Origin of the sequence: Nocardiopsis endophytica, assembly GCF_027706725.1 — a bacterium.
In the GTDB taxonomy this organism is placed as follows: domain Bacteria; phylum Actinomycetota; class Actinomycetes; order Streptosporangiales; family Streptosporangiaceae; genus Nocardiopsis_A; species Nocardiopsis_A endophytica.
In genome coordinates this window covers 11,243-24,299 of sequence record NZ_JAQFWQ010000052.1, presented here as the reverse complement: position 1 = coordinate 24,299, position 13,057 = coordinate 11,243, and the positions used below count along the sequence as shown (strand labels likewise).

At 70.2% G+C, this 13,057-nt stretch carries 14 protein-coding genes; 9 read left to right on the top strand and 5 right to left on the bottom strand.

Features of this window, described 5'->3' with window-relative positions:
* Positions 1–130: 130 nt before the first annotated feature.
* Positions 131–643: a hypothetical protein gene (locus O4J56_RS17895; RefSeq protein ID WP_270687112.1), complete on the top strand. Its 513-nt coding sequence runs from the start codon at positions 131–133 to the stop codon at positions 641–643.
* Positions 644–1,092: 449 nt separating this feature from the next.
* On the top strand, positions 1,093–2,049 hold the full coding sequence (locus tag O4J56_RS17890) for a DUF3592 domain-containing protein (RefSeq protein ID WP_270687111.1): 957 nt from the start codon (positions 1,093–1,095) through the stop codon (positions 2,047–2,049).
* A 9-nt stretch (positions 2,050–2,058) separates the two neighbouring features.
* Here the strand turns inward: O4J56_RS17890 and O4J56_RS17885 are convergent, their stop codons facing one another.
* A complete protein-coding gene (locus O4J56_RS17885) occupies positions 2,059–2,538 on the bottom strand; it encodes a hypothetical protein (protein WP_270687110.1) in 480 nt (159 codons plus the stop codon).
* 105 nt (positions 2,539–2,643) lie between these two features.
* The gene (locus tag O4J56_RS17880) at positions 2,644–2,946 is read right to left on the bottom strand and encodes a hypothetical protein (RefSeq protein ID WP_270687109.1); all 303 of its coding nucleotides are present in this window, start codon (positions 2,944–2,946) and stop codon (positions 2,644–2,646) included.
* A gap of 272 nt (positions 2,947–3,218) precedes the next feature.
* Between O4J56_RS17880 and O4J56_RS17875 the strand changes: the two genes are divergently transcribed.
* Both O4J56_RS17875 and O4J56_RS17870 read left to right on the top strand, forming a co-directional pair.
* The gene (locus O4J56_RS17875) at positions 3,219–4,058 is read left to right on the top strand and encodes a helix-turn-helix domain-containing protein (RefSeq protein ID WP_270687108.1); all 840 of its coding nucleotides are present in this window, start codon (positions 3,219–3,221) and stop codon (positions 4,056–4,058) included.
* A gap of 2 nt (positions 4,059–4,060) precedes the next feature.
* On the top strand, positions 4,061–4,246 hold the full coding sequence (locus O4J56_RS17870; RefSeq protein ID WP_270687138.1) for a DUF397 domain-containing protein: 186 nt from the start codon (positions 4,061–4,063) through the stop codon (positions 4,244–4,246).
* A 73-nt stretch (positions 4,247–4,319) separates the two neighbouring features.
* Here the strand turns inward: O4J56_RS17870 and O4J56_RS17865 are convergent, their stop codons facing one another.
* The 3 genes from O4J56_RS17865 to O4J56_RS17855 all read right to left on the bottom strand — a co-directional run bounded on the left by O4J56_RS17865 (position 4,320) and on the right by O4J56_RS17855 (position 6,382).
* Positions 4,320–4,985 carry a vitamin K epoxide reductase family protein gene (locus O4J56_RS17865; protein ID WP_270687107.1) on the bottom strand — a complete coding sequence of 222 codons (666 nt, stop codon included), beginning with the start codon at positions 4,983–4,985 and terminating at the stop codon, positions 4,320–4,322.
* Entirely contained in the window at positions 4,982–5,677 is a 696-nt protein-coding gene (locus O4J56_RS17860) for a DsbA family protein (protein ID WP_270687105.1), read from the bottom strand. The genes O4J56_RS17865 and O4J56_RS17860 overlap by 4 nt, the downstream gene beginning before the upstream one ends.
* Positions 5,678–5,788: 111 nt before the next feature.
* On the bottom strand, positions 5,789–6,382 hold the full coding sequence (locus O4J56_RS17855) for a hypothetical protein (RefSeq protein WP_270687104.1): 594 nt from the start codon (positions 6,380–6,382) through the stop codon (positions 5,789–5,791).
* A 249-nt stretch (positions 6,383–6,631) separates the two neighbouring features.
* On the opposite strand from O4J56_RS17855, the gene wrbA reads away from it, so the two are divergent.
* From wrbA to O4J56_RS17830, 5 genes are all read left to right on the top strand, one after another.
* Positions 6,632–7,246 carry an NAD(P)H:quinone oxidoreductase gene (gene wrbA / locus O4J56_RS17850; protein WP_270687103.1) on the top strand — a complete coding sequence of 205 codons (615 nt, stop codon included), beginning with the start codon at positions 6,632–6,634 and terminating at the stop codon, positions 7,244–7,246.
* A gap of 723 nt (positions 7,247–7,969) precedes the next feature.
* Complete coding sequence (locus tag O4J56_RS17845) at positions 7,970–8,908, top strand: hypothetical protein (protein WP_270687102.1); 939 nt, start codon at positions 7,970–7,972, stop codon at positions 8,906–8,908.
* 19 nt (positions 8,909–8,927) lie between these two features.
* Entirely contained in the window at positions 8,928–10,478 is a 1,551-nt protein-coding gene (locus tag O4J56_RS17840) for a glycosyltransferase (protein ID WP_270687101.1), read from the top strand.
* Positions 10,479–10,690: 212 nt separating this feature from the next.
* Positions 10,691–11,047: a hypothetical protein gene (locus tag O4J56_RS17835; RefSeq protein ID WP_270687100.1), complete on the top strand. Its 357-nt coding sequence runs from the start codon at positions 10,691–10,693 to the stop codon at positions 11,045–11,047.
* A complete protein-coding gene (locus O4J56_RS17830; protein WP_270687099.1) occupies positions 11,044–13,032 on the top strand; it encodes a hypothetical protein in 1,989 nt (662 codons plus the stop codon). The genes O4J56_RS17835 and O4J56_RS17830 overlap by 4 nt, the downstream gene beginning before the upstream one ends.
* Positions 13,033–13,057 lie beyond the last annotated feature (25 nt).

Below are 13,057 nucleotides of genomic sequence, written 5' to 3'. Positions count from 1 at the left end.
TTCTGCCCAGAATCGCCCCTCAGCACCGCCATTCACGTCCCCCTGAGCGTGCTGCTAGAGCAGCGCACCGTGGCAGCACAGCAGCGATAGCCTGACCATTACCGACCCGAGACGACACCAGGGGGACCCCGTGCGCGCCCACCGCTTCCAGGACTGGCTCCTCGGCCTGATCAACCAGGACGGGGACCCCGCCATCACGCAGGCGGCGACGTTCGAGCAGTCGGGTTACACCGATCGGCCCTTCGGGATCGTCCTGTCGTTGACCTCCGGGGGGCAGGTCTACCTCCAGGTAGTGCGCGGGTCGGCTGGAGACGGCTCGGACAAGTTGGACGAGGAGCCCATCGTGGAGGGTGAGCCGCCCGCCGCAGTGGCCGCACACCCGATCGGCGGAGGCGGCCAGATCCGGTCAGCCGACGTGGAGGGCTACCTTGCTGCGCTCGTCACCAACGCAGGGTCACGAGAGGTCAGCGGCGTGGAGCGGTTCTCCGAGCGGACGACGAAGGCATACTCGGACCCCCAGAGGTTCGGGGTCAAGGTTTTCTTCCACTCCAAGGCGGCGATCAGCCTGTTGTTCGTGCACACCCTCCGCTCGGGCGACCAGCCGAGCGCGGGGAACGCGTTCAAGGTCCTGGAGGCCGTCTAAGAGGGAGCCGCCGTGAAGCGGGGACGAATCCGCCGAATGGGTGTCGTCGAAGGAAGCTGCCCGGACTGCGGGAGTTACGCCAGCGGGGATCCGGGTCAGCCCACCCCCATGCACCAGGCCCCAGGTGGGCGGAGCACCTGTTCGGGAGTCGGCAAGCCGATGAACTAAGCCGGGAACTCTGGACGCCGGCTGAAGAGGGCCCCGCTGTATGCGGGGCCTTCGTCGTTTACGGGAGGCCCCCGCCCGACGCTTCTCTGCATCGTGATCAATGAGGGAGGATCCCGACCCTAAGGGGTCTTGGACCGGCCTTCGGTCCCTTGGCGGGGAGCGGTGTCGTCGGCTGCGGCGCCTCCGGCGGGGTCCAACGGGTCCGGTCGGCACTGCGGTGGTCGTGCTGCGCCGTCTGACCGGCCGGAACCGCCCACAGCCCGACCGGTTAGAGTTCCGTGGTGCTATACGTCGTCGTGCTTGCCGTGCTCGTGGCGGCGGTGGCGGGGCTGGGGGCGGCGTTGACCCTGCCCTGGTTCGCCGGCGGGTACGGCCTGCTGCTGGTGCTCACCGCCCCGGCGGTGGTCATCGCGCTGTACCTGGTGCTCGCGCGGATGGTGGAACGCCGGCGGCACCGCCGCTTCCTCCGGAACAGCGCGCCGGCGCGGGCCGTCGTCACCCGGGTGCACCCGCTGAGCCGGGAGGTCAACGACGCCGACGGGCACGCCGTCACCCTCAAGGTCACCCCGGCCGACGGACCGGCCGTCACCGTCGAGGACACCTCCGGGATGGACGGCTACCTCCTGCGGAGCGGCGACCGGCTGGAAGGCCGCCTGGCCCCTGGCGACCCGCCTCGGTTCCTGCCGGAGGCGGTGGTCACCGGGGGCGGCTCCCGCCCGGTCGCCCGGCACGCCGCGGGTCCTCCCCTCCTCGGGCGGACGGTCGGCCTCGCCGTCACCGTCGCGCTGTTCGCCGTGGATGTGCTGGAGCCGGTGCTCCCGCTGCCGGGAGTCGGGGAGCCCCTCGCCCGGTACGGCGGGATGGTGGTCATGGCGTTGGGGGTCTACTACCTGTGGCTGGGGCTTCACCCGATGGCGCGCTCCGCTCGGTGGCGCGGGCGCACGCAGGGGAAGGTCACCACGGTGTGGTGGCGGACGGTCGGGATCGCCGACCCCAAGAACGTCGCCACCATTGTCGTCCGGTTCGCGGCGCCGGACGGGCGGGTGGTGCACCGCCGGTACCCCTCCGACACCTACCGCCCCGTGCAGAAGGGGCAGTCCCTCGCCGTGCACTACCACCCTGCCCATCCCTCCCGGTTCGTACTGCCGGACCTGACGGAACGTCCCGTGGTGTGGATCGGCGCCCTCTTCGGGACGGCGTCCCTCGCCCTCGGCCTGTGGATCGCCACTGGCTTCTGATCGTCGGGGTCAGAGGGGAAGGATCCCGGTGGCGCCTGCCCAGTAGAGGAGGGACGCACCGGCCGCGGCGTTCGCGGCGCTGAGGACCATGCGTGCCGGGCGGGCCGCGCGGTGGAGGGCGTCGCCGATGCGGTGGCGGAGAAGCGGGCGGCGCATCTTGACGCGGAAGCGGTCGTCGGCGTGGGCGGGCCAGTGGTCGCCCGGGCGCATGCGGCCGAGGCAGATGGCGCGCAGGTGGGCGATGCGGTCGCGCTCCTCCTTGGGACGCGGGAAGTCCTCGGCGGTGAGGTGGGGCGGGAAGAGCGGTGGGGGTTCGGGCGCCGGGCGGCGAGGCGCCGGGACGGCGGTCGTGCTGGGCGTCCCGGGGACGGAGTTGACGATCTCGGGGCGCACTGCGGCGAGGCGCCGGATCAGGCGGGCGAGTTCGGCGTTCTGCTCGTCGTCGCGGACGGGGGCAGGGGCAGGGGCGGAGGCGGCGATGGTCGCCATGGGTCTCACCTCGTGTGGGAGTGCGGAAGCGGAGGAAGTCGAGGGCGGGCGCCGCCCCCTCCCGGTGCGGCGCCCGCCGGGGGAGCCGTGCGCATCGGTGGTGGTTCAGCGCGCGGCGAGTCTGGCGTGCTCGATGGCGGCGGCGAGGACGTTGGCGCAGCGGGTGCAGGTGCGGGCGTGCTTCTCGATGGCCCAGGCGCGGCTCTCGACCTCGGGGCGTACCTCGTGGAGCGGAGCGCAGAAGTACTCGGTGACGTTGATGGCGATCGCGCAGCGCGTCGGGAGCGGGGCGCAGAAGACGGCGTTGATGACGGGGATCTCGGCACCCCGTCCGCTTCGGAAGAAGAGCCACCCGCGCCCGGAGTAGTCGTCGCGCAACGACGGGCAGGGGTGGCGGTCGATCAGCACCGTTCCCCCTCGGGCGGAGGCCGGAGCCGTCCGAGGCGGACCGGCGAGGGGAGGACCCCGGTCGGAGGTTGCGGGATTCCGCTCCGCACGGCGGTACCCCGTATGTATGGTCGCTTCATCAGGATGCCCAATCGCTACTGACTGTCATCAGAGCTTCGCAGCTACATCCATGATGTCTTGGGAATCCTGAGCGTCAATAGGAATCCCAAAAAATGAGTACCTAGATCTACACTGCTGCCATGTCTCGGACTCCCCGAACCCATAGCCCGACCGTGCAACGGCGCCGCCTCTCCTCGGAGCTGCGGCGCCTGCGCGACGCGAGCGGCTACACGCTGGAAGAGGCCGCCAAGAAGTCGGGCATCGCCCGCAGCCGGCTCGGCCGGATCGAGACGAGCGACCTGAAGACGGTGAAGACGGCGGACCTCGATGCCCTGCTCGACCTCTATGAGGTGACCGAGACCGGTACCCGCGAGGCCATGCACGGCCTCGCCCGAGACGCGGGAGAACGGGGGTGGTGGAGCAGGTACCGCGACGTCTTCGGCACCCGTGCGCTGCCCGACTTCGAGGCCGAGGCCGCAGCCATCCGGACCTTCACGTGCCAGGTCGTCCCAGGGCTACTCCAGATTCCGGAGTACGCCGATGCCCTTGTCCGCGGAACCGGCGCGTTCGCAGACGACGAGATCAGGCGACGCGTGGACGCCCGCATGGAGCGGCAGCAGATCCTCACGCGGTTCTATCCGCCGGACTACTCGGCGGTCGTCGACGAAGCCGCACTCCGACGACAGCCCTCCGATCCCGCCATCATGCGGGAGCAGGTCACGCACCTTGATCACATGGCCACTCGGTCCAACATTCAGCTCTATGTGCTCCCGTTCGCCGCCGGTCTCCACGCGGCCACGCTCGGAAGCTTCGTGATCATGGACTTCCCCGATCCGCTGGATCCATCGATCGGCTTCTCCGAGACGCCCACGGATACCCTGTTCGTGGAGGATGAAGCCGAGATCCAGCGGTACAACGCCATGTGGTACGAGGTAGTGAACGCCGCGCTCACCCCTGCGCAGAGCCGTGACTTCCTGCGTGACCTCTTGGCGTCTCTAGAGAGAGAACAGTGATCATGGAATACCTGGTCTGGCGTAAATCGTCGTACAGCGGCGGAGCAGGGCAGGACTGCGTCGAAGTGGCCGACCTCCCCGTCGGTGCCGCTGTCCGGGACTCCAAGTACCCCGACGCCGGGCATCTCACCTTCTCCGGCCCCGAGTGGTCGGCCTTCCTCGCCGGCGCCGTCGCCGAACGGCTCTGATCCCCGGACGCAGCACGGCCCCGACCGCGCGGTGCGCGTGGTCGGGGCCGTCTCTGTCGTCAGTCGGTCGGCCCTAGATCTGCCCGGTCCAGAAGGACCAGAAGGCCTGGGCGATGGCGGCGATGATCAGCAGGTACCACACCGTCACCACCACCGTGTGGTTCCGGATCAGCACCCCGGCCGCCGACCTCGCGCCCGCCGGGAGCGGGATCCGGCCCGTCCGCACGTTGTCCAGCGTCACATAGCTGAAGATCGGGATCATCACCGCCCACACCACCATGCAGTACGGGCACAGCGCGCTGATCTTGTACAGGCTCTGGAAGATCAGGAAGTGCACGAACCCGATCCCGAAGATCACGCCGCCCTGCAACCCCCACCAGAACCACGGCCGGAACGACGCCCCGGACAGCATCGCCATGCCGATCGCCGTCACGATGGCGAAGCACGCGATGCCCAGCAGCGGGTTCGGGAACCCGAACACCTCCGCCGTCGGGGTGTCCATCACCGTGCCGCAGCTGATCACCGGGTTCACGCTGCACGTGGGCACGTAGTCCGGGTTCGCCAGCGAGTTGACCTTCTCGACCGCCAGCGCGAACGCCGCCAGCAGCCCGATCCCGCCGCCGACCGCCAGGATCCACGGCAGCGCCCTGCCCATGATCGGGACCTCGGCGCCCGGGGGCTCAGGGGAGGGCGCGGGGGACGGGGCCGCCGACCCGGCGGCGGCCTTCTGTGCGCTCACTGCTCGCCCTCGCCTTCCTCGGCCGCCTTCTCCTGCGCGGCCTCCAGCTCCTCGTCGATGACGCTGCTGAGCTGCTTCTCCGACGGCATGGACGACATCAGCCGGCCGTTCACGAAGATGGTCGGGGTGCCCTGCACGCCCGCCTCCTGGCCGTCCGGGAGGTCGGCGTTGATCCGCTCCAGGATCGCCGGGTCGTTCATGTCCTCCACGAACTGGTCGCGGTCCAGGCCGATCTCCTCGGCGTAGTCCACGAACACCTCCGGAGTCGGCTCGGAGGCGCCGCTCCACTCCTCCTGGGTCTCGAAGAGCTTCTGGTACATCTCCTCGAACGAGTCCTGCCGGGCGGCGGCCTCGGCCGCGGCGGCGGACGCCTCGGCGTTCACGTGGCCGGGCAGCGGGAAGTACCGCACCACGAAGTTGACGTCGCCCTCGTACTTCTCCCGCACGTCCTCCATCACGGGGTACATCTGCCCGCACGCCGGGCACTCGAAGTCGAGGAACTCCACGACGGTGACGTCGGCGCCCTCCACCTCGTCGAGGTAGTGGCTGTCGTCGTTGACGAGCGTCTCTGCCGAGACCCGCTCGGCCTCGGCCGGGCCTGAGCCGTTCACCGAGCGCACGATGGCGAAGACGCCGAACGCGAGCGCCAGGACGAGCAGGAGGCCGAAGGTGATGCTGAGATTTCTAGACATGTCCTCACCAGGATCGTTTCGGGGCGCGGCCCCTGGTGGGGGCGGACGCCGGGAAAGGTCGGGGGGTCCGGTGAAGGCGCGCCGCCGGGGGATGAGACGGCGCGCGGGGCTCTAAACCCGCTGGATGCACAGGGTGGTGAGCAGCCGGATGCCGCTCGGGCGCCAGACCGCCGGGGCCACGGCGGTGCGCACCGGCCCACGCCACAGCGGGGGCAGGCGCAGGGCGACCGCGAGGGCGACGCTGAGCAGCAGCATCACCAGCAGGGCCGTCGACGCCGTCCGGTGGTCGGCCGGCGACTTGACCCCGGAGTCGTCGGTGTCCGCGCCGAAGAAGGCGGACGTGTTGATGATGGGGGCGTCGCACTCGTAGTCGTGCGCGCTGTCGGGGGCCAGGGCGGAGGCGCCGCCGACCCCGCCGTCCCCGTCCGCGAGGACCGGGAGGACGCCCGCCTTGATCAGCTCCTCCGGGGGGACCTCCGCGGCCTCCGAGGCTCCGGCGGACGCCGCTGCGTCGGCCGCCGGCTCCGCGGCGGCCTCGGCGACGATCGCCTTCCCCGCGAGGGCGTCGGTGCGCACCTGGTGGGCCTCGGCGGACGCGGCCGCGGCCATGCAGACGATGCACACGTAGTGCAGTGCGAGAACGATGGCCAGGGCGAGCACCCACCCGGGGCGCGCCCTCCATCCTCGCTTCAGCACCGTGTACACGGCGCAAAGGGTACCCCGGGCGTCACCGCCTGTCCCTCCCCTCTCCGCCCTTCGCGCACCTCTGGGCCCCCGGGCGGGGCCCCGGCGCACCGGCCTCCCGGGTCCCCCTGGCCCCCAGGGCACCCGTGGCCACGGTGTGCGGCCAATCACAGCCCCCGGTCTACCTCTTGCCAGGGAATAAATGTACTTGCATACTCTTTCTAGCAAGCAGTCATACGGCAAGCGACCCGAATCCGTGGGGGCATGACCATGAGCGACGTGAAGCTGAGCGTCATCTACTACTCCTCGACCGGCACCATCAGCGCGCTGGCCAAGGAGATCGCCGAGGCGGCGGAGAAGGCCGGCGCCGAGGTCCGGCTGCGCAAGGCCGCCGAGCTGGCGCCGCAGGCCGCCATCGACAGCAACGAGGCCTGGGCGGCCAACGTCGAGGCGACCAAGGACATCGCCGAGGCGACCGCCGATGACGTCGTCTGGGCCGACGCGGTGATCTTCGGGTCGCCGACCCGCTACGGCAACATCGCCTCGCAGCTCAAGCAGTTCATCGACACGCTGGGCCCGCAGTGGGCGCAGGGGCAGCTCGCGGACAAGGTCTACAGCGGCTTCGCCTCGTCGGCCACGCAGCACGGCGGCCAGGAGAGCACCCTGCTGGCGCTGTCGAACACCTTCTACCACTTCGGCGGCATCATCGTTCCGCCCGGCTACACCGACGGCTCCAAGTTCGTCGACGGCAACCCCTACGGCACCTCCCACGTGGACGCCCAGGGCAACAACCCGGTCGACGACACCTCCCGCAAGGCCGCCCAGGTGCAGGCCGAGCGCGTCGTCCGCGTCGCCCGCGCCCTCAAGCCCGGAGCGAGCCTGTAAGCCGAGGCCCACACCCGCGCCCCTGGTGTCAAGGGGCCACCGGGCTACCGGGCGGATCGAGAGCGGACACAAGGGGGCGCCCCAGGGCGCCCCCTTTCGCGTTCCCGCTCCCCGACGTCACCGCGGAGCAGACGTCGGCGAACGTGCGACGCGCGTACTCCCAGCGACTCCTCAGGAGTACGGCGCCATTCCCACTCAAGAGTCAGGGCCGGCTCCAGCGGGCCGACGGCTGTCAGCGACTGCGGGTCCGTTATGGGCAGCACCATCCCGAACCTCTCTGACCCCCATCAGGGGTGGCGGATTCACCACGCTCTCTGCTCTGGAACGGTTGAACCGCCACGCCCAATTCGTCGGCCGCTCCCCCCTCTGAGTGGAGCGACGCCAGGGCCTCAGGGGTCGGACGCACCGCGGAGGCGCACAGGATAAGGAGTGCCTGCTCACCTTAGGTCAGGGCCGCTGGGCTCCTCTGGGCCCCTGCGGATCGTCAGCGCCTGGTGGCACACTCCCTACTGGCGCTCCCGAGCGCATCGACGACTGAGAGGTGTCCAGATGGGCGATTCCCAGGAACGGACGGATCACTACAGGCGCGTCTACACTGCGGCCGCGCAAATGATGTGGCTGCAGTACGGCACGTACGTGTGGAGGGGAGACTCCTGGCCTGACGAAAGACGAGCGGCATGGACGGCGCTGGAAGAGGAACTGGCCCGCATTAGCCAAAGGACCGTGGCCGGCCTCGACGGCTTCGACCCCGCCCACCACCTGATCTCGCGGCGTACACCCGAAGGCGGCCCCATCACCCTGGCCCAGGCCGCCGACGACTGGCACCGCCGCCTTGCGAAGAATGCGGGGATCACCACCGCCCCCAGGCAGAACGGCTACGACGGCATCGCGCCCGACGGGGCGGTCGTCCTGTCCACCTCGTGGGTCTCCCAGGTCCACGGCGCACTCTTCAAGGAGATGGACGCCCGGCTGGCGCCGGGCAGGCCGGACGTGACCATCGGCCCTCAGGCCCAACAGCTCGCGGACCTGCTACACGAACTGGCAGCCCGGCTACGCGCCCCGCTGAACGGGCAGAACCCCGCTCCCGTCCGGACCGCCGCCGTGCCTGTCCCCCCAAGCCCGGAACCGGCCGAGGGCACAGGCTTTGAGGCCGACTTGGAGCAGCTGGGCCCACGGGCCCGGGCCGCGGCCCAGAGCCTGCCCTCCCGCGCCCAACTCCGGGCCGAGCGCGACTTCTCTGTCGCTGGCCCCGCGGTAGAGGCAGCCCAGCGCCTGCTGGCCGTCCTCGACGGCGAGAACTCCCCAGCCTGGCAGGAACCGACCGAAGGGGCCGACCCGGCCCACCACCTCGTCAGCGAGGGGGTGAGCACAGCGACCATGGCGTGGGAGGCCCAGAGCCTGCGCGGAGTGATCGACCGCCTCCCCTCTCCCCGCCCACCCCACCCCGACGAGGTCCTGGAGGATTTCGAGACCCCGGCCGAGCCCGCCGGCACGACACGCCTGATCCTGATGCCGCCCGCGACCGCCCTGGTGACGGCCGAACTCCTCGACGAGTACGCCGCCCGGGTCACCCCCGGCCAGCACATTGGACCGCTGCTGTTCGACAGCTACCCCCTGTGCGCGTTCCTGCGCCGCTTCGACGAGCGATTCCAGCGCCTCTGAGAACGGAGAAGCCCCCACCGTGACACCTGAAACGTCGAGGCCCGCGCAGCCGGAACGATTCCTCATCTACGGCCCCACCACGCTGATGGACGGCGTGGGGCGGTTCAACACCGAACTGGTGCGAGGGCTCGTAGAGGGCGGCCACGAGGTGAAGATCCTGACCACACCGCCGTCCGTCGGCCTCGAAGGCGCTGCGAACATCGAACTCCCCCGGCCGCCAGACGGCCTCAGCGGGCTCGCCAAATGGGAGGGGTTCGCCCTTTCACACGTCGTGCAAACCCTCGATGAGACGCTGCGGGCAAACGAAGGATGGTCGCCAACGACAATCCTCGTCAATGGGAAATTCAGAGACGTCGGCCCACGCATACGCGACCTCTTTCCCGAGGCGCGTCTTGCACAAATTGTCCATAACCTCTCCTACTACACAGAGCACCCTCCCATAGACGACACATGGGCCGTTCCCGCCTTCCAGCGAGGATTCAGCAGAACTCTGGCCTCAACGGATATGGGGATAGGCGTCGGGCCGCTACTGACTTCGGACCTTCTAAGGATGGCTCCCCAGAATACGGCACTCGAAGCGTCCCCCCCGATTGCGGCTTCGTCCCGAGGGGATGCCCAGAGGCGCCAGCGCCTCGAAGAACGCCGCCGGGAGGCGGGGCAACCTATCCGATTCCTTCTTTATGGTCGCCTCGATGATCCAAATAAGGGGACGGAGGTTGCAGTCGACGGGGTAAAGCGCCTCAGAAAGGGAGGCTACGGGAACGCACACCTGACGCTGCTTGGCGTGCCAGGCGAGGAAATACCCCGCTATCAGGCCCAAATGGACAGGAGACTCGGCCCGGGGGTGGTTGAGTGCAAGCCGTACGCCTCCAGCACCCAAGAGGTCCAGCGGGAGCGCGACCGCGCCGACGTGGTCCTCATGCCCTCCATCCGCGAGCACTTTGGCCTGGTGGCCACAGAAGCACTCGGCGAGGGGGTCCCGCTGCTCGCTCCGGAAGGAGCCGGGGCGACTCTCTTCTTCACCGATGAGGACCGGTTCCCGCAGGATCTGACTCAGGGCTTCATTGTCCACGATGAAGCCCACTGCCGCGGCGAGCTCGGTGAAGCGCCACCCCCCGACACGCCACGGTCCGCCCTATGGGCAGAAGCAATGGCGGACATGATCGATAATTACCCTGAACGTCTATCTCAGGGAACCGTACTTCGCGACCAGTATCTGGCGGGGCGATATACTAATCTTCACATGGCAAACGCCATCGTAGAAGCAACACGCGAACTCGACGAAGGCCACGCAAAACAAGGTGAGACAGGCAGGCTATTGCCCGCACAAGCGTCGCGCGTTCTTCCAGTATCAGCGGGGCCGACATTGGAGGCCCTAGAGAGACCCAGGGGACGGCAGGATATGCATCGCCAGGCTCTGAAATCTGAAGATGTCATTACCGAAGCCGGCCAAGCCGTACGCCTTGCGCAACAAGGGTTGGCCGGGCCCGGCCGCCAGGCCCGGGCTGTTCCCCATACGCCGCGTCGTGATCACCCACGACGCGGGAGTGAACGCGGTCCCGAACGCTGACCTTGAGGGGCAAGGCGGGGGAAGGTGGTATCGCCCCCGATCTCCGCCCCATGGCCAACCGGCCGTTCGCAGGAGCACGGCCACAGGCCTGGTGGGGCGGACTCCACCGGCGGGGGTCTGGGCGTTCTCGGCGACTTAGCGGGTCACATTGCCCACCATGGTGACAGCCGAAAGACAAGCGGATCTGGAGTCCCCTCGAAGAACGGGCCGGAATGCTGGCCTCCAGGGGGCTGCACGACGAGGAGGTAGCGGTCCACATGAGCGACGAGCTGGCCTGGATGGCCGAGGACCACTGGCGGACGGTGCGCCCGTTCAGCTACGCCGAGATCCCCGAGGGCGAGCGCAAGGAGTTCTTCGCTGACCTGGGGCGCCGCGCCGAGCTGCAGATCGAGGCGCTGACGCTGACCATGGCCGGACCCGACGCGGGAGGCGAGGACCCCGAGCAGCGGCGCCGCCGCTACGCCCAGGCCCGCCTGGACGCGCGCCAGCAGGTCCTTGAGGAGATGATCCTGCCGGACGAGGACCACCGGCACTTCGAGCAGCCCGGCTGGTGGAGAAAGCTGAAGTGAGCGAACCCCTCCCCCCTGAACACGAGGCCTTGGAGGTCCTGCGGGGCAGGGCGCGGCCGACGGCGAGCGAGGTCGCCACCGCCCGCCGGGCGGTCGAGGACCACGTCCGGCGGCTCATCGACAGCGGCCTGCCCGACCGGGCCTTGGACCTGGTCAACGCCGCCAACGCCGCCGACCCCGAGATGACCTGGCAGCGCGAGGCCGACCGGGGGCGGCTGATGTGGCGGGACGGCGCTTCGGCGCGGCGGGCGCTGGAGGGCCCGGTGGTGCGCATCGACCACGGCCCCAAGGAGACCTTCGTCCGGGGGGTCGACTCCAAGGACGCCGAGGTGCGCGCCGAGCTGAAGAAGCTGGGGTTCCGCCGCTCGTGGAAGTCCAGGGACACCTGGCGGCTGCGCAAGAAGACCACCGCCCTGGACCGCAGGACCCGCGTGTCCCGGCTGAGCGCGTTCCTGGACCACCTGGGGCGCGACCGCATCTCCGAGCAGTTGCACCGCGAGTTCGGCGAGCAGGCGCGCGAACAGGACGCCGCCCGGGCCCGAGCCCTGGCCGCAGGTTTGGAGCCCGGTGTGGCCGATGCGGTGCGCCGCGCCGAACGCCAGGGCGCCTTCCGCAGCGCCCTTGAGCGGATCGATTCGGCCCACGCCGAGCTGGCCGAGCACGGCCTTGGGCCGCGGTGGGCGGCCCAGCGGGCCGAACTGCTGGAGACGGCCCGCCAGACCACGCACGACATCAGCATTCGCCTGGCCCAAGCCCTCAAGGAGGAACGGCCCCAGGCCGCCATGGCCCTGTACGAGGAACTGGAGGTCGCCGCTCCCCCGGAGGATCTGGACCAGGAGCGCCTGAACCGGATGCTGGCCAACCTGGTGCTCCACGGCGCCGAGGTCCCCCGCCCCTCCGAGCGGCGGGCCTTGGCCGAGGAGGCCGCCTCCGGGGTCGGGGAGGCGGCGGCACCGGCCGGTCCGGGGCCGGCGGAGGCCTCCCCGGCCGAGACGGCCGCCGGGAGCGGGTCCGCCCCTTCACCCGCACCCGATGCCCCCTCGCCCCAACCCGCTTCTGAACACACGACACACCCCCAAGGGGGCCAGGAGCACGAGCGCACCGAAGTCCCGCCCCCCGCCACCCCGGCGCCGTCGGCTTCGGCCACCATCGACCTGAGCGGCGCACAGGCCTACGACAGCCACCAGGCCGCCAGCAAGGCCGCATGGTGGATCGCGGAGAAGGGCATCGGCGCCTGGGAGCAGACGGCCACGGCCGCCGAGTTGGCCGATCCGCGGGAACTGCTCGCCGACGACGCCATCGAACTCGCCGACGCCCTCAAACGCGTGCGCGAGGAAGGGGCCCAGGCGAGCCTGCTGCACACCGCCGACGGCTACGGGCAGGTGGCCGGTGCCTCCGAGGCGCTCGCGCGGCGCATCGGCACCGACCGGCTGGATCTGGGCATGGTCGCCTCGATGGCCCAGGAGCACTCCGAGCGCCTGCTGGCAACCGCGGCGCTGCGCGCGGCCGTCGAGCAGGGCGAGGACCCCGCGATGGTGGACCAGGACATGGCCGCCGCCCCGTACACGGATCTGCGGGAGGCGCGGGCGGCCCAGCACAGCATCGCCGCGGTGCTGGGCCGGTGGGAGGCCAGCACGAGTGCCGCGCAGATGGCCGGGTCCTTCTCCAAAGGGGAGGACGCCGCACGCCTGGAAAAGGCCTGCAGGCAGGCCCCCCGCCACCCGATGGCGGGCCTGGAGGAGGGCACCATCGAGGCCGCGCAGCGCTACCGGGAGCTGGCCCGGGCGGCCGGACAAGTGAACCTGCGGCTGGAGGCCGACGCCGGCGCCCTGGAGCACCTCAAGGTCTATTCCGCCGCGCACGCCGAGCGCCTGGGCGCGACCTACATGCAGCAGGTCAGGCCCCAGCACGGGCGCGCCGAGCAGGACCGACATGTACCGCGGGCCGCCGAGCGCGGCCGCGGCCAGGGGTTCGGCGTCGGGTGATCGGCGCCCCGGCGGCATGTGCCGG